The following is a 17,738-nucleotide window of genomic DNA, read 5'->3' as shown; positions in this document are numbered from 1 at the left end:
TTTTATACGGCCACTTGACCTTGATACCACAAGTGGATTAGAAGGACGAGCGTTTCATTGGGCAGTGCACGAAAGATTGACGTCGTACTTGCGAATTACGTGATAATATGTTATTTTGCACGTAAATCAAAATTATTTCAATCACAAGTTAGGTTACCGTGGATTCGCTGAGGGATGAATAAAGGGAAGCATGAAGTTAGCGATATATTTGATACACATTTAAAATGGCTGTTTTCCGCCCCCTAAAACTCCCTGCTCTCAGTCTCCTCCACCGAAGGGTCGTTTACCTGACCGAGAAACAAGATAAGCCCGGTCTCCATCTCACGGATGGCAAACAGGAATGGCCGGTCAACTAAGAACGGGTATACGGATGGAGCAGAAGAATAGGTATTCATTTCGACGGCGGTGACAGCTGCGGCTTCTGTTCCTTCCTCATTTACTTCGACAAAGGTTTTGTGCAGTACCCGATTGATGTAGAGCGGTTCACTGCTTATTCCCGAAAAATCAGCTAAACCGCGTATGAAAGCGATGCCCATACCCATGTCCGTTAATTCGTTTTTAAGCTCGTTCTCATAGCTGAACTTGAATTTCGGGAGCGCTAACTGGGCCTTTCGAGGCTGGAAGCCAGAAATTAATGCGTTCCAAGTACCTGTCTCCATTAACTTTTCCGCCACTTGCGATGGGGTACGCTCACCCCGGGGCTTAAGTACAACCATGCTGTATTTCTTATTGCCGTACGGTAGTTCAATGGCCTCAACGTCTTCCGTTGCCGAGATATTGAACGTATGCTCTATCTGCATAAAATCCGTATTCAATGGGGAGGCGTCCGGTCTTCTGAATTCACGTTTTTGTGTGTTCGCTTTGTCAAAGCGCTGTTCCCAAGCACCTTTGAAGTACAGGGCGTTGATGAGATACATCACGGCAGCCGCCGGAATGGGGCCGTCTATGATGGTCGGTATCTTTTCCTTGGTTTTATTGCTCACCCAGTCGTTGATCACGTTGGAGGCATTGGGGTCATTAAAATCCAATGCAGCGACCTCTGCTTTATAAATGGCACGGTTTATTTCCTTGAAATCAGGAAACACACTGAAATCCCTGTGATGCCAAATAGAGTTAGCGATTTCCAAGGTAGTTTTCGGATCAAGCGCGGGCAAATCAGCTATTAACTTTTGGTAATACCCGTTAATTTCTTCGGTGGTCAGGCTTCCAAACTTCAATACGTTTTCGATTGTTTTGCGCGTCTCCCCGGCAGCGCCGCTATTGGTCATGGCCAGGGCCATGCTGATGCTTAGCGGCGAGAGTAGAGCATTTTCATCGCTATTCAAATCTGCAGTTGCCGTGCGAAACAGCTCGAAAGTAAACAGGTTGTCGTTTCCGGCCCTTTCCAGTTCCGTAGCGGTCAATATTAAATCTTTGCCCGGCCCTAATTGATCTGAATCGGCTTTGTCGCAAGCCGTGAGACCAAATATACCAATAGCCGAGAGGACGGTGTAATGGGTAATCAAGCGATTCATAATGGTGTCGTTTTTTCAGGAGACGAGTCCGGGCAGCAAAACGCTACAGGTGGTATTGCATTGATGAATCTCCTTTTCGCACTTACTTTTGAACACACGGTGTCCGTTTCTGAACGGAAGGTGTTCGATATCGAACACTTTGCAACAGCGAACACCTAATTAGTTATCTGACTATTAATACGTTATTGTTTTGGCGCAGTAACTGCGTTTGAAAGCCTGAAGACATCTGCTGAAAGTTCGGGTGTCAAGGGTAAAAGCGCTAAGAATAAGGACAGGCCAGTCTGACGGCTAAGTACAATTGTATACGCTATAGGCTGTAACCGACATACCTAAAGCAAGAAAAAATGATCAAACACCACCTCAAAACCGCATGGCGTACGATGGGCAAAGACAAGACCTACGCCACCATCAATATTCTTGGGCTCACCATCGGCCTTGCGGCCTGCATGCTGGTCTTTACCGTGGTGATTGACGAATTGTCGTATGATAAGTTTTGGAGCCGGTCCGATGATTTGTACACCGCCTATGAAGATCGGAAAATGGGTGATGGCTTATACCAAAAACATCCCCATACGACCGCCCGGCTTGGCAAAGCCTTGAAAGACAATTTTCCAGAGGTAGAACAGTTTTCCGAAATCTCGGCCCGCGAACAACGCTTCCGCATCGGCCCGGAAAACCCAGATGGCATTCTTGCAAGGGTACTGGAAGCCGATACCAATGCCCTTGCGATGTTTGACTTCGAATCCGTCGACGGTCGCCTGCCAACCTTCGTATCCGGGCAAAAGAACTTACTAATTACCGAAAGTTTCCGCGACAGGCACTTCAATGGCCAGGATCCCACCGGGCAAATCATCGACGATGTACCCTCATGGAGTGACGAAAAGGAATCCTTCCTCATCACGGGGGTCATTAAAGACATTCCCCAGAATACGCACCTCCGTGCAGACGCCATCGCACTCACCAAACCCACCAGCACCCAATTAAGCAAAGACGGGGTTTGGGGAGGCCAAAAGGTGTACTACCTACTCAAGCCCGGAACGGATGTACAGGCATTTACCCAAAAAATGAATGATTGGGTACAGCAATATATCGACAATCCGAAACAAAAGGAAAAAGTATTCGGTTTGCAACCGCTCACTGAGATTTATCTCAACTCGGATCACGACAGCAATATCGCCGTAAAGGGCAACCGCAATACCATCTATATCCTCACTGGGGTGGGTGCCTTACTCCTACTTATCGCCTGTATCAACTTCGTGAACCTAAGCACCGCGCGGGCGATGAAACGGCTCAAAGAGACGGGCGTACGCAAAATCCTTGGTGCACAACGTGGCCAACTGGCGGGGCAGTTCCTTACGGAATCGCTCCTGTTTTTCTTGGTAAGCACGCTACTGGCTATTGGACTGTATGCACTGGGGCTGCCCGTAGTGGAAAGCTTCATCGGACACCCGTTGGTGTCTTCGATGCTGACCAATCCGGGAATCTTTGGTGCTGCATTGCTGCTCATTTTCTTTATCAGTATCATTACCGGCGCCTACCCCGCCTGGTTATTGTCCGGCTTCAACCCTTCGAACACCTTGAGAGGCAGACTCTTCCAGGGCACCATTGTCAGTGCAGGCAGTCTGCGGAAGGCACTCGTGGTGATTCAATTTGCTATCGCTGTGGTGGTATTGATAGCACTGCTGGTCGTAACGAACCAGGTAAATTACTTAGCCAATAAGCCGATTGGTTACGATAAGGAGAACCTGTTGCATATTGGTCGCCGTACTTGGGAAGGTAAAGGGGAAACGTTCAAAACCGAACTAAAAAAGCTGCCCGGCATCGAAGCCGCTAGCATCGCCAGTTGGAGCCCAGTAGACGGTAGCGGCTCCTTCTACTATACTTCGTTTTATCACCCCCTAAAAGACAATGAAAAAATAGACGTACACTTCATTGTTGCCGATTTCGACTTTGCGTCGACCCTTGGTTTCGAACTGCAGCGCGGCCGACACTTAGATGCCGCTTACGGAACAGACGCTTATGACATGGAAGCGTCCTGGCAGATGGACAGTCTCGAACTAAGCCAATATGTCAACTCACGTTCGGCACTCGTCACGGCGTCTGCGGCCAAAATGCTCGGCATTCAGGAATTGGGTATGCCCATCCCTAAACTGGGCTATCCGCCCGTGGGCGTTCTCCAAGACTTCCACCGCGAATCCCTACACCATGCGCTTGGCCCGGTATTTATCCTCGGCGGACAAAATCCTGATTACGCAATGATGTTCATCCGCACCACGCCCGGTATGGAAAAGCAGGCGCAGGAATCGCTCATGAAGCTATGGCGGGAAATCTATCCAAATCGACTGTTGGATGCCCAATGGGTGGCGGATATCCTCGACAGGCAATACGAGGCCGAGCAGAAACAGCAAACGCTGTTTTCTTTCTTCAGCGGACTGATGCTGTTCCTTTCGGCCATGGGCGTATTCGGCCTGATTGTGCATGCCACACAACAGCGCGTAAAAGAAATCGGTGTCCGTAAGGTGCTGGGCGCTTCGGTAGCCGGTATCGTGCGGTTGCTTTCCACGGATTTCGTCAAACTTGTACTGATCGCCGTAGTGGTGGGCTCACCCATCGCATGGTGGGCGATGAACAAATGGCTGGAAGACTTTGCCTACCGCATCGAGATCCAGTGGTGGATGTTTGCTGCGGCGGGTGCAGTGGCTGTAACTATTGCACTATTTACCGTAAGCTGGCAGGCTGTGCGGGCGGCGTTGGCGAATCCGGTGGACTCGCTGAGGGATGAGTAATTTTAAGTCGGAAATCAGAAAGTCTAATATCTGTTGTCTGTCGTCTAATGGCTAAACAATGATACGAAATTACCTCAAAACCGCTTGGCGTACGATGGTCAAGGACAAGACCTACGCCACCATCAATATCCTCGGGCTCACCATTGGCCTTGCGGCCTGCATGCTGGTCTTTACCGTGGTCATCGATGAGCTGTCTTACGATAAGTTTTGGAGCAGGGCCGATGACCTATACAAGGTAAATAGCTCCAATAAAATGGCCGATGGCTTATACCAAAAGAATCGCTATACCCCGTTGGGATTAGCGTATATGTTGAAAGAACGTTTTCCGGAAATGGAGCAATTTGCCACCATCAATTCTTCGGAAGCACGTCTGCGGATTCGTAATGACGATCTGGACGGCATCGCGTTAACCGTAATAGATACCGATACAAATGCTTTGGAGATGTTTGATTTCCAAGTGGTATCCGGTCAACTCACCCCATTCGTAGCCGGACAAAAGAACCTGGTGATTACCGAAAGCTTCCGTGATCGGCACTTCAAGGGTGAAGAACCCATCGGCAAAATTATTGAGGATGTGCCTACTTGGAGCAAAAGCCCAACGTCTTACCTCATAACGGCAGTTATTAAAGACATTCCCCAAAACACGCACCTAAGGGCCGATGCTATTGCATTGACAAGACCCCCAGCGGATAACGGCGAACTGACCAAAAAGGGTATTCGGGGCGGACGCAATATCTACTACATGCTTAAGCCCGGGACGGATGCAGTAGCTTTTAATGACAAAATCAACAGCTGGTTTCGGGATTTTATGGAAAATCCGAATGAAAAGAAAAATGTCTCATTTGAATTGCAGCCCGTTACTGAAATATACCTTGATTCGGACTTCGACAGTGAACTCACCGTACGGGGCAACCGCAACACCATCTATATCCTCACTGGGGTGGGTGCCTTACTCCTACTTATCGCCTGTATCAACTTCGTGAACCTCAGCACCGCACGGGCAATGAAACGGCTCAAAGAGACGGGTGTACGCAAAATCCTTGGCGCCCAGCGCAGCCAATTGGTGGGGCAATTCCTCACCGAATCGCTCCTGTTTTTCTCCGTCAGCACCATATTGGCCGTCGGCCTGTACAGATTGGCTTTGCCGGTGATCGAAAGCTTCATCGGGCACGGGCTTGCTCATTCGTTACTGGCCAACGTCGGTACATTTGGCGTTACGTTGGCACTTGTTTTTGCCATGAGTATCGTTACCGGAGCCTATCCCGCTTGGTTGCTTTCGGGCTTCAACCCATCGAACACCTTGCGCGGGAAATTATTCCAAGACCGCATCGTCAGCGCGGGCGGTATGCGGAAGGCATTGGTGGTGGTCCAATTCACTATCGCCATCGTGGTGCTGGTGGCGTTACTGGTGGTCAGGTATCAAGTCGACTATTTAGCCGACAAACCACTCGGCTACGACAAGGAAAATCTCCTGCATATTGGCGTTCGCAATTGGGAGGGCAAAGGCGAAACGTTCAAAACCGAGTTAAAAAAGCTACCGGGCATTGAGGCCGCCAGCATTGCCGGATGGAGCCCGGTGGATGGAGCCGTCACGTTCAGAATGCTCCCATTTGATCACCCCCTAAAAGACGACGAGAAAATCGAGATACAATGTATTGTTGCCGATTTCGACTTTGTGCAAACGCTGGGTTTCAAACTCCAAGAGGGGCGACACCTGAATGCCGCTTATGCAACGGATGCTTTTGAACTAAATGCTACCTGGCAAATGGACAGTCTTGAACGTCATCAGTATATCAATTCACGCGCTGTACTGATTACGGCGTCTACTGCCGAAATGCTCGGTGTTCAGGAACTGGGCGTACCCATCCCTAAACTTGGCTACCCGCCCGTGGGCATTCTCCAGGACTTCCACCGGGAATCCCTACACCATGCGCTTGGACCGGTATTCATCCTGGGAGAACAGAACCCCGATTACACCCGGATGTTCATCCGCACCACGCCCGGTATGGAAAAGCAGGCGCAGGAATCGCTCATGAAGCTATGGCGGAAAATCTATCCAAACCGCCTCTTGGACGCCCAATGGGTGACGGATATCCTCGACAAGCAATATGAAGCCGAGCAGAAACAGCAAACGCTGTTTTCCTTTTTCAGCGGACTGATGCTGTTCCTTTCGGCCATGGGGGTATTCGGATTAGTCGTACATGCCGCCCAGCAACGCGTAAAAGAAATCGGTATCCGTAAAGTGCTGGGGGCCTCCGTTTCAAGCATTATGCGGTTGCTCTCGGCTGACTTCGTGAAGTTGGTACTGGTCGCCGTTGTCATCGCCTCCCCCATTGTATGGTGGGCGATGAACAAGTGGCTGGAAGACTTTGCCTACCGCATCGATATTCAGTGGTGGATGTTTGCTGCCGCGGGGCTGGCGGCCGTGGTGATTGCGTTAGCGACGGTAAGCTGGCAAGCGCTCCGGGCGGCAGCGGCTAATCCGGTGGATAGCCTGCGGGATGAGTGAAGGAAAAAATAGCGGTAGGTATTTCTTGACAACTTGACAAGAAATACCATATCTTTGTTGTATGGAGACTATGGCAGTCGGTGAATTCAAGGCACATTTCGCAAAAGTGCTTGAGCAGGTTAAATCGGGAGTAGGATTTGCGGTGACTTATGGACGCAAAAAAGAAATTGTGGGTTATTTCCTTCCGGAGTCACAAGTCACTAAATCTGCACGCAAGCTGGGATTGTTGGAAGGAAAGGCGAAGGCCGTGTTTAAACCCGATTATAAAATGACAGAAGAAGAGCTGCTCGGATAAGTTACCTTCTGGATTCGCATACGTTCATTTGGGCGGTATTGGACCGCAAAAAACTTTCGGCCAAGGTTTCCCGTTTGTTGGAAGACGCCACTAACCGTGTATTTATCAGCTCGGTGAGCTTTTGGGAACTTTCATTGAAACATAGGTTGGGCAAGCTCGACCTAATAGGGGTTTCCCCGGAGGAGCTGCCGATAATAGCCCAGGAAAGCGGCTTTGAGTTTCTTCCGCTCATCCCATCAGAAGCCGCAGGATATCATCTTCTGAAAGCCGACTGGCATCGGGATCCTTTTGATCGGATGCTTATCTGGCAAGCGATTACCCATGACTTAACCTTGCTGAGCAAAGACAATACCATCAGTCAATACCGATCTGTTGGATTAAAGCAACTATGGTAACTCGTTAATCAAACCGAGCAATTCCTGCCCACTTTCGAACAATTGGTGTTCGATATCGAACACTAATGCCACACAACATACCAATAAAACACTAACCATCAATCAGTTGAATTTATGGCGCAGAAAATGTACTGCGTCACCTATCATATTGATTCGTATATACAAAACTGACGGCTATTTGCGCAGCGCAGGCCAATCCGGTGGATAGCCTGCGGGATGAATAAGGAAAAAAAACAGAAGAAACAAATCAATTGTGCAAGATGACCAACCCATTTAAAATTGCATTCAGGAACCTACGGAAACGGAAACTATTTTCGTTTATCAATGTCACGGGACTGACATTGGGACTAGCCTTTGCGGGCATCATCGGCGTGTACGTATTCGAGCAGCTCCGCGTAGACCGTACGCAGCCGGAAAACCTCTACCGCGTTATCACCGCCTACACGTCCAAAACCACCGAAGGCCATTTCCAGACGGTAGGCCGCGCGCTTATACCGACCATCGCGCGGGATGTCCCCGAAGTGGAATATGTGGTACCGCTGATGAACGCCAATGAATTTTCCATTACCCAAGCTAATGAACGCTATTTCGACCGTATCGCCTATGCGGGCGACCAATTCTTAATGGCTTTCCGTTTTCCTGTATTACATGGTGACAAACACACGGCCCTTGCAACGCCCTATTCCGCTGTACTGACCGCCCCTATGGCCGAAAAGTATTTCGGCAAGACCGACGTGGTGGGCGAAACGCTGGTGCTGAGTGATACCATCCCCTGCACGATCACGGCGGTATTGCAGGAGCTACCACCCTCACACGTGGATTTCGACGTGCTGCTCTCCTTCAGCACCTGGGCACAACAGGGCGACATGGAACCTTGGTTTGTCTGGGACATGAATTGCTATGTACGTCTGAAAGATGGCACTGATGCCCAGGCGGCAGCGCGGAAGATCGCTGCACTTTCCATGCAATACAATGGCGATGAATACCGCAGCAATGGCTACGATGTAGGGCATGAACTGGAGCCGGTGCGTTCCATATACCTACACTCACCGGTCTCCGGTTTTAACCGGGCAAAAGGCAATGCCACGCAGTTGTATATCTTCGGCGCCATAGGGCTGGCACTGTTGCTGCTGGCTTGTGTCAATTTCATCAACCTGACCACAGCTTTCCAAGCCGACCGCGGAAAGGAAGTTGGCGTAAGGAAAACCCTTGGCGCGCCCATGGCTTCGCTCATTGGACAGTTCATGGCGGAAACCTTTTTGGTGGTATTGCTGGCCGCCGTACTAGCCATCGGACTCATGGCGCTTTTGCTGCCGGTGGTATCCGAAATCTCTGGCCAGCCGCTTTCCCTGCGTGTGCTCGTGCAGCCCCGCATCATTGGCGGAGGCCTCCTGCTCATCCTGTTTACTACACTCGTGGCTGGCGGCTACCCCTCATGGCTGCTGTCCAAACTGCGGCCCGTGGCATCCATCAAGAGCCAACGCCCCACCGGCGGCAAAGGTATCAGCCTCCGGCAAGCACTGGTGGTTTTCCAATTCACGGTCTCACTCGCGTTGGTGATGGCCACATTGGTGGCCGCTAAGCAGCTTGCTTATATCCAAAACAAGGAACTGGGATTCCAACGCGGCGGCGTGGCCGTAATCAGCCTGGCCAATACACCGTTCAAGGAAGTGATAACGAACTACGAAAGCATCAAGCATGACCTATCGCAGGTGGCTGGTGTTTCGGCCATCACGGCATCTGCAGCATTGCCAGGCAGAAGTGGGTGGAATGGCCAGTTGGTGCGGCCCGAGGGATTCAGCCAGGATAAAAGCCTTACCATGGAAGTCATCCCATCTGACCCCGACTATGTGAAAACGTTGGGCATTACCATCCGGGCGGGAAGGGACTTTTCCCCGTTGCACGCCACGGATGCGACCAACGGTGTACTCATCAACGAGGCCGCCTGTCGGCTCATCGGCTGGAAGCCGGAAGAAGCCATCGGAAAAAAAATCAATACCGCCGGGCGGGAAGATGGGCAAATCGTGGGCGTGATGGCCGACTACCACCAACACGGCCTGCAGGAGGCCATCAATCCCATCGTGGTGTTCAACGCACCGTATGCTTACAACTATATTGCGGTAGCTACTCAGGGGGAGTCCATCAAGGCAACTATGGACGGCATCGCCCGTTATTGGGAGTCGCGCTTCCCAGGCTATCCACTCAACTACGTCATGCTGGATGAAGACATCGACCGGCAATACCGCCAGGAACGGCATGTGGCGCGCGTCATCTCCCTCTTTTCGGCGCTCACCATCGCCATCGCCGCGTTGGGCCTGTTTGGCCTGATCACCTACATCGTGATGCAAAAGAAAAAGGAAATCGGTATCCGCAAGGTGCTGGGCGCTTCGGCGCAGGGCATCGTAGGCCTGCTGTCCCGGGATTTCGTTAAGCTGGTACTCATTGCCGTGGTCATTGCTTCGCCCATCGCATGGTGGACAATGAACAATTGGCTGGAGGGTTTTGCCTACCGCATCGAGATCCAGTGGTGGATGTTTGCTGCCGCGGGGCTGGCGGCCGTAGTCATTGCCCTGCTCACGGTAAGCTGGCAGGCTGTGCGGGCAGCGGTAGCCAATCCAGTGGACTCGCTGAGGGATGAGTGACTGGTAAATAGTGATGGGTGGTCGGAGACCGGCCGGTGGTCAGTGAAAAAGAAGTAAGATAGGAGAATAAAGACGTTTAAAAATGATAACGAATTATTTCAAAACAGCATTCCGCCACATCGAGAAGAATAAGTTAATCACCGCGATTAACATTTTGAGCCTATCCATTGGCATCTGTGCCACATTGGTCATCTTCCTGATGATTCGCTATGACTACAGTTTCGATAAGCACCTGCCGCACGGCGACCGCGTGTACCGGGTTGTGAGTGACGGCGGTTTCAAAAGTCCAGCCGTACTGGTTCCACTGGTTCGCACGATGGAAGAAGAGGTCAGCGGACTGGAGGCGGTGGCGCCGCTTTTCCAAATCCACGACGCGAAGATAAAGGCGGAGCAAAAGGGACAAAAGGGACAGGATAACCTACGGGTCTTTCCAAAAGAAGAAGGGCTCATCTTCACCAACAAAAACTATTTTACCATCTATCCCCACCAATGGCTCGCCGGGAATGTGCAGTACCTAACGCAGCCCAACCAAGTCGTACTAAGCGAAGCATATTTCCAGCGCTATTTCCCACAGACGCCCGTAACGGAATCCATTGGCAAAACCATCCTATACGCCGACAGCATACCCTTGCAAATTGCCGGAGTGGTCGCCGAAATGAAAGAAAACTCAGATTTCAAATATAACGGCTATATATCCACGGCTACCATTTCGGCCAGCGAAAGCTTAAAGAAATTCCACAGTTGGGACTCATGGGGCAACTACAATGATAGCTACCAATGCCTTGTACTCCTCTCCCTCGGCACCAAGCCCGCAACCGTGGAAAAAAGCATTGCCAAGGTCGTTTCCCGGCACGCGAAGGCCCCTGCCGGAACCCCGAAAGACCAATTCGCCCTGCAACCTTTGAACGATGTACACTTCAATACGGAGTTCAATTACGAGGCTGTCAAACCCGCCACTTTACGGAATCTCGTCCTATTGGCGGTTTTCCTTTTGGCACTGGGTGCCATCAACTTCATTAACCTTTCCACGGCACAATCCATCGAACGCGCCAAAGAAATCGGCGTCCGCAAAACCCTGGGCAGTAAGAAAAGCAGTTTGATTGGGCAGTTTTTAATGGAAACATTGGTTGTTGCCGGCTTTGCCACACTATTATCTGTACTGTTACTCCCGATATTGCTGCATGCCTTTGAAGGGTTCATGCCCAAGGGATTTTCAGCGAACAGTATTCCGCTTTTGCCGACGGTGGCGTTTCTGCTTATCCAGCTCATAATTGTCACGCTGTTGGCGGGTTTTTACCCCGCCTGGATCATGACGGGCTATGCGCCGATCCTGGCGCTAAAAAATCAAGTGTCCGGCAATTCCAACCTTTCCCGTAGCGCGTGGATACGGAAAGGACTGACCCTATTCCAGTTTGTATTGGCGCAGGTCTTCCTGATAGCCGTTCTTTTTGTCAGCAAGCAAATCAATTTCGCCACGCAGATGGATATGGGTTTCCGTAAGGATGCCATTATTAATTTCTATATCCCGGACTTTAACCGTGCGAACAAGGGCGATGTACTCAAAAACAAGCTGATGGAAATCCCCGAAATAAAGGCGGTTAGTTTCGGCAACCAATCGCCCGCGTTCCAGGGTTCGATGTACTCCCGGTTTCATTACGATGCTTCTTTGAAAGAAGATAAGCAGCTTTCATTCGATATCCGGCACGGCGACGAAAACTACATCCATGTCTATGACATCCCCTTGGTCGCCGGACGGAATGTCCGTGTATTGGATTCTACATACGAGGCATTGGTCAACGAGAAGATGCTTCCGTTGATGGAAGTCGATTCGCCGGAAGAAGCCATCGGCAAAACCTTTAATGACGGAAAATATACGGTTGTCGGCGTGATGAAAGACTTTAACATTGCTTCAGCCCATCACGAAATCCGTCCCGCGATGTATTGGAGCCGCAAAGGGGGCTACGTCATGCACGTTGCCTTAGACCAAATGCATCCCACCACGTGGAAAGCAGGCATAGCCAAGATGGAAAAAGCTTTCCTGGAAGTTTACCCCGAAGAGCCATTTGAATATCGGTTCTTGGATGAGACCATCCAGGGCTTCTACCAAACGGAGCTCAAACTGTCCAAATTACTAAACTGGGCTGTTGGGCTCTCCATCACTATAGCATCGCTTGGTCTGTTTGGCTTGGCACTTTTCACGGCAAACCAACGCACCAAGGAAATCGGCATCCGAAAGGTCCTGGGCGCTTCTGTGGCACAAATCATCATCTTACTGACCAAAAACCTGGTATCGCTGGTGGTGGTAGCCTGCTTGATTGCTATCCCCGTAGCTTACTATTTTATGCACAAGTGGCTGGAGGATTTTGCGTATAAGACACCACTCAACTGGTGGGTATTTGCGGTTGCCGCAATGGGCTTGCTCATCGTAGCCGTAGCGGTATTGGCCGCCAAGACATTTTATGCCGCCAGGGCTAATCCGGTGCATTCGCTTAGGGATGAGTAATGGGTGGTGGGTGGTCAGTAATGGGTGGAAAAAGAGAAAGTTACAGGAACAGAGATCGAGGAACAACGATAAATGAATAAAGACGTATAAACGACTACAGGCAATAACGGCAGGTCACCGGACACTGTTCATTCGCCACCGAACACTAAAAAAATGAAGCGTAACCTGAAAATCGCCTTTCGCACGCTGCTGAAAGGAAAGCTGTACACCATCATCAATATTTTAGGGCTTACGTTAGGCTTGACGTCTTGCCTGCTGATCGGTGCGGTCGTATTTGACGAACTATCTTATGATACCCATTGGAGCCATTCGAAAAACCTGTACAGGCTACTCTCCATCCGAGAGAACAGTGGAGATTACAGCCAAAAGGGAGGAACCGTATTTGCTACGCTTGCTCCAACTTTAAAGCATCAGTTTCCGGAAGTGGTAGATTACAGCGAAATCTACCCCGCACCCATCCACCTGAAAATCGACAAAGCAGGTCCAGTACCGCTCAAAGCGACAATGCTCCATGCGGATAGTGCCGTCATGCAGTTGCTTGACATCCGGCTCCTTTCCCATCAGGACCTGACGCCGAGCCGCGACATCAAGAAAATTGTTATCTCCGAACAATTCAGCAACACCCATTTTTCGGGCACCAATCCCTTGGGTAAGCGTATCTACGATGTACCACAATATGACGAACCCAATGAATATGTCATAGCAGGAGTAATGAAAGACCTGCCGCCGAATACTCACCTACGCGCGGATGCGCTTTTGCTGCATGAACGCACCGAGCAGGAACTGACGAACGGCGGCCGCGGTGCGCATTATGCAAGGCACTACGTCCTGCTGCGCGATGGAACCGACCCAACGGAATTTGAGCGGAAGATCAATGCCTGGTACCGGGATATCCCCGAGAACGACAAGGGATTGCAGTTCGGGTTACAGCCCATGGAAGACATCTACCTGAAAACCGATTTCCCCGCTTACCAATTGGTTAAAGGCAACATAAGACACAGTTATATCTTCATGGCGGTTGCGGCCATGCTGCTTTTGATTGCCTGTATCAACTACATCAACTTAAGTACAGCGCGCGCCAGCAGTCGGCTAAAGACAACAGGCGTCCATAAAATATTGGGTGCATCGCGACGCCAAATCATGGGACAGTCATTGATTGAATCGCTGCTCACGTTCAGTGCAGCGGGGCTAATCGCCTGCTTATGTTATCAGCTCGTGCTTCCTTCATTGCAGCATTTCATCGGACATCCGCTGGCATTCCGTTTCGGTGCGGGCTGGCCCTACCTCACCGCAGCTTTTTTGGTTTTCTTGCTGATTTGTCTGTTTAGCGGCCTATATCCTGCGTGGCTTGTATCCGGATTCCGCGCAGTAGGGAGCATCAACCAGGTATTGAAAGAACGAAGCACGAACCAAAAGGGGTTGCGCGAAGCACTGGTGGTCACACAGTTTGCCCTATCCATCGGTATCCTGGTAGCGCTGTTTGTCGTACAGCACCAGGTAGACTTCCTGAAAAACAAGGATGTAGGCTTCGATACGGAAGGGCTGCTTAGCCTCAATCACGTATCGTGGGACAATAAAGCCAGCGTGTTGAAAGCTGAGTTGGCGCAACACCCCGACATCCTCTCAGCGAGCTTTAGCACGTGGCTGCCAACCGATGGCGCGGGCTACATGACCAGGCTCATTGACGACCCGCGTGACCCAGGAAATAAAACCGACCTCTGGTATATCGCAGGCGATCCGGATATGGCTCAAACCCTAGGCCTGCGGCTGAAGGAAGGGCGCTTCCTGAACGGATCGAAGCCCGGCGATGCTATTGAGGCGACAGACTTGGATGCAGCGTTCAATAGCATACGCCCCTGCCTAATAACGGCCAGCACCGCACATATGCTCGGCATAACACAATTGAACGTACCGCTGCATGAAGCCAAGATCATACCCGTGGGCATCATTGACGATTTCAACAGCGAGTCGCTGCATAACGCCACGGTACCCACCGTGATCGTCGGGCAGCGAAATCCCTCGTACGGCGCGTTGCTCATTCGCAGTCGGCCGGGAACATCCCAGCGTGTCATGCGGTCTGTAGCGGCCACCTGGAAAAGCCTTTACCCAGACAAATTAATCGACATGCAGATCGTCAGGGAAACGTTGGCGAAACAATACGAAGCGGAGGAAAAACTCCAGGAAATATTTGGCGGATTTAGCCTCCTCACCATGCTTTTGGCGGCATTGGGCGTATTTGGACTTGTGGTACATGCCACCAGTTTGCGCGTAAAAGAAATCGGTATCCGTAAAGTGCTGGGGGCCTCCGTTTCAAGCATTATGCGGTTGCTCTCGGCTGACTTCGTGAAGTTGGTACTGGTCGCCGTTGTCATCGCCTCCCCCATTGCATGGTGGGCGATGAACAAGTGGCTGGAGGGTTTTGCCTACCGCATCGAGATCCAGTGGTGGATGTTTGCTGCGGCGGGTGCAGTGGCTGTAACTATTGCGCTATTTACCGTAAGCTGGCAGGCTGTGCGGGCAGCAACAGCCAATCCGGTGGATAGTTTAAGGGACGAATAGTTTTTGCTATATAAAGACAGGCATTTTCATCATAAGGCACGATCCAAAGCAAATAAAAAACATGAACATGAACGATCTCAAGCTCACCCTCCGCCACCTGTGGCGTAACCGACTGTTTACAGCGTTAAATATCCTGGGGCTGGCCATCGGCATCAGCGCGTGCTGGGTCATTTACCGGATCATTGATCATGAATTCAGCTACGATGCCAACCTACCGAATAGTGACCGCATTTATAAGGTGATCAGCGCATTCAGCCGAGAAGGCAGGGAATCAAGGATGGGCGGGGTGTCGGCGCCGCTGTATCAGGGCATCGAAGAAGAGCTCGCGGGGGTGCAGCATGTGGTGCCGGTATTCGGCCAATGGGTAAGCAGCGTTGAAATCAAGCGGCAAAACCAGGCCGCTTTTATCCAGGAAGACCCAAGTGACATTGTAGCCACCAATGCTTCTTATTTCAAGATGCTTCCGTACACCTGGCTGGCCGGTGATAAGCATACGGCATTGGATGCCCCGGAAAGCGTGGTACTCACCCAAAGCCGGGCAACCATATACTTCCCGGATATCCAAACGGAGGACATGCTTCATCGGACCATCACCTACTGCGGGCAGGATACTGTGGTGCGCACGGTTACGGGAATAGTGGCCGATTATTTTACGCCCTCGGAGTTTACGGCACAAGAGTTTGTCGTACTGCCGAGAGTGGCCTATGATACCTACGTATGGACCAACACCAACGGGAGCGACCGGCTTTACCTGCAACTCCAGGGCGGCGTGGATGTTCGCACCAAGCTGGATCAGATCAACGAACTGGATGCGAGGCATTGGAAAGCCTTTGAAGATGAACGGAAAAGCGGGGGGAATGCCAATATTCCCCCCCGGATACGGTCATATGAACTCCTGCCCATCAGGGACGTCCATTTTTCGACCAACGTGTCTGATGGTGCAAACGTAAGCAAAACCAGTAAACCCGTGCTATATGGACTGCTCGGTATCGGGGCGTTCCTGCTCATCCTCGCCTGCATCAACTACATCAACATGAGCGTTGCACAAATCCCGCAACGTGGCAAAGAAATCGGCGTGCGGAAAACGCTCGGCGGCGGCTCCCGGCAACTGATCGGCCAGTTTCTCAGTGAGACGTTGCTGACGGCCTTGATTGCCTCAGTAATGGCTTTCGGCCTCGGCCGCCTGGCGTTCTGGCTGCTGGACGACATCATCCCCGCTGGCGTCACAGCGGCAGACAACATCTTCCTGTTCACGGGATTTATGCTGGGCCTGGTGCTCCTGACCACCCTGCTGGCCGGGCTATATCCCAGCTGGCTGATTACCAAAGTAAAGACGGTAGATGTATTCAAAAACTTCTTCGCGTCTCCATCAGTCCATCGCTTCAGCCTACAGAAGGTCCTCATTGTGTTCCAGTTTACCATTGCACTGATATTCATCATCTGTACCATTATTGTCGGGGCGCAGCTCCGGCATACCATGAAGGCCGACATGGGTTTTGATAAAGACGCCACCGTGCTGGTAAACGTGCCGTGGAAATACCTCTCCGACCCGCGCTACCAGGACAAGCAGTTTACGCTGTTGAACGAGCTCCGGAACCTGCCGGGGGTTGATCAGGTAGCCATGGGTACCGCCCCGCTGTCATCGGGCTATTCGTCCAGCCCTTTCGGGTATACGCCCCAAGGTGAGGCCCCCGTGGAAATCATCAGTTTCAAAAAGACCATCGATACGGCTTATCTGGCGTTGTACCGGATGGAGCTGCTGGCGGGCCGGAACATCCGTGCCTCGGACACCACTTCCGAGTATATCATCAACGAAACCGCAGCCCGGGCCTTCGGTTTCACCACTCCTGAAGAAGCCCTCGGGCAATTCATCGGCCAGCGGGGAAACAGTAAATACCCCGTTGTCGGTGTTGTCAAGGATTTTCACACGCAGGACTTTTACACATCGATTACGCCGACAGTGCTGTCGACCTATAAAGGAGATCTTTCTTCATTCAACATTAAACTGGATGGCCACGATCCTGCACGGTGGCAGGCCACATTGAAGCGGATCGGCGAAAAATGGGCGCAGTTTTATCCTGCCGATACTTATCAGTACCGTTTTTATGATGAAATGCTGGAAGCGATGTACAAGCAGGAACGGCAGATCGGAAAACTCATCAACCTGGCAACGGCGATCACCATTCTTATCAGCTGCTTAGGCCTTTTCGGCCTGGCTACGCTCACTGCTTTCCAGCGCACGAAGGAAATCGGCATCCGGAAAGTGCTGGGAGCAACGGTGTCGGGCATTGTAGGGTTGCTTTCCAAAGATTTTGTCAAATTGGTTTTGATAGCCGTGGTCATTGCTTCGCCCATGGCATGGTGGGCAATGAACAATTGGCTGGAGGGTTTTGCCTACCGCATCGAGATCCAGTGGTGGATGTTCGCGGCAGCGGGATTGGTGGCCGTAGTCATTGCGCTGTTCACCGTGAGCTGGCAGGCGATACGGGCGGCGATCGCCAATCCGGTGGATTCATTGAGGGATGAATGACTTTT

Annotated in this window: 9 protein-coding genes; 8 read left to right on the top strand and 1 reads right to left on the bottom strand. The window is 51.3% G+C overall.

The features are described from left to right. Positions 1-242 precede the first annotated feature (242 nt). On the bottom strand, positions 243-1,514 hold the full coding sequence (locus tag JHJ32_RS14500; protein WP_200121425.1) for a serpin family protein: 1,272 nt from the start codon (positions 1,512-1,514) through the stop codon (positions 243-245). A gap of 344 nt (positions 1,515-1,858) precedes the next feature. On the opposite strand from JHJ32_RS14500, the gene JHJ32_RS14495 reads away from it, so the two are divergent. The 8 genes from JHJ32_RS14495 (at position 1,859) to JHJ32_RS14460 (ending at position 17,733) form a co-directional block, all read left to right on the top strand. Next, positions 1,859-4,300, top strand: a complete 2,442-nt coding sequence (locus tag JHJ32_RS14495) for an FtsX-like permease family protein (protein ID WP_200121424.1) — start codon at positions 1,859-1,861, stop codon at positions 4,298-4,300. A 58-nt stretch (positions 4,301-4,358) separates the two neighbouring features. Further along, positions 4,359-6,809, top strand: a complete 2,451-nt coding sequence (locus JHJ32_RS14490) for an FtsX-like permease family protein (RefSeq protein ID WP_200121423.1) — start codon at positions 4,359-4,361, stop codon at positions 6,807-6,809. Positions 6,810-6,870: 61 nt separating this feature from the next. Further along, positions 6,871-7,104 carry a type II toxin-antitoxin system Phd/YefM family antitoxin gene (locus tag JHJ32_RS14485; protein ID WP_233632667.1) on the top strand — a complete coding sequence of 78 codons (234 nt, stop codon included), beginning with the start codon at positions 6,871-6,873 and terminating at the stop codon, positions 7,102-7,104. Further along, the gene (locus tag JHJ32_RS14480; RefSeq protein ID WP_079717903.1) at positions 7,101-7,499 is read left to right on the top strand and encodes a type II toxin-antitoxin system VapC family toxin; all 399 of its coding nucleotides are present in this window, start codon (positions 7,101-7,103) and stop codon (positions 7,497-7,499) included. Before JHJ32_RS14485 ends, JHJ32_RS14480 begins: the two co-directional genes overlap by 4 nt. Positions 7,500-7,759: 260 nt before the next feature. Next, positions 7,760-10,141 (top strand): ABC transporter permease, encoded by a 2,382-nt coding sequence (locus JHJ32_RS14475; protein ID WP_200121421.1) that lies wholly within the window; start codon positions 7,760-7,762, stop codon positions 10,139-10,141. An 82-nt stretch (positions 10,142-10,223) separates the two neighbouring features. Beyond that, a complete protein-coding gene (locus JHJ32_RS14470) occupies positions 10,224-12,644 on the top strand; it encodes an ABC transporter permease (RefSeq protein WP_200121420.1) in 2,421 nt (806 codons plus the stop codon). A 153-nt stretch (positions 12,645-12,797) separates the two neighbouring features. Next, positions 12,798-15,203: an FtsX-like permease family protein gene (locus tag JHJ32_RS14465; protein ID WP_200121419.1), complete on the top strand. Its 2,406-nt coding sequence runs from the start codon at positions 12,798-12,800 to the stop codon at positions 15,201-15,203. Positions 15,204-15,270: 67 nt separating this feature from the next. Beyond that, positions 15,271-17,733 (top strand): ABC transporter permease, encoded by a 2,463-nt coding sequence (locus tag JHJ32_RS14460; RefSeq protein WP_200121418.1) that lies wholly within the window; start codon positions 15,271-15,273, stop codon positions 17,731-17,733. Positions 17,734-17,738: the final 5 nt, after the last annotated feature.

The sequence above is a fragment of the Parapedobacter sp. ISTM3 genome, assembly GCF_016533505.1.
In the GTDB taxonomy this organism is placed as follows: Bacteria; Bacteroidota; Bacteroidia; order Sphingobacteriales; family Sphingobacteriaceae; genus Parapedobacter; species Parapedobacter luteus.
The sequence above is the reverse complement of the archived record's forward strand: the minus strand, read 5'-3'. Positions and strand labels throughout refer to the sequence as shown.

Bases quoted from the DNA above. Each gene is read 5' to 3' on its own strand.
- JHJ32_RS14500 (WP_200121425.1), bottom strand. From the start codon at position 1,514: ATGAATCGCTTGATTACCCATTACACCGTCCTCTCGGCTATTGGTATA.
- JHJ32_RS14495 (WP_200121424.1), top strand. From the start codon at position 1,859: ATGATCAAACACCACCTCAAAACCGCATGGCGTACGATGGGCAAAGAC.
- JHJ32_RS14490 (WP_200121423.1), top strand. From the start codon at position 4,359: ATGATACGAAATTACCTCAAAACCGCTTGGCGTACGATGGTCAAGGAC.
- JHJ32_RS14485 (WP_233632667.1), top strand. From the start codon at position 6,871: ATGGAGACTATGGCAGTCGGTGAATTCAAGGCACATTTCGCAAAAGTG.
- JHJ32_RS14475 (WP_200121421.1), top strand. From the start codon at position 7,760: ATGACCAACCCATTTAAAATTGCATTCAGGAACCTACGGAAACGGAAA.
- JHJ32_RS14470 (WP_200121420.1), top strand. From the start codon at position 10,224: ATGATAACGAATTATTTCAAAACAGCATTCCGCCACATCGAGAAGAAT.
- JHJ32_RS14465 (WP_200121419.1), top strand. From the start codon at position 12,798: ATGAAGCGTAACCTGAAAATCGCCTTTCGCACGCTGCTGAAAGGAAAG.
- JHJ32_RS14460 (WP_200121418.1), top strand. From the start codon at position 15,271: ATGAACGATCTCAAGCTCACCCTCCGCCACCTGTGGCGTAACCGACTG.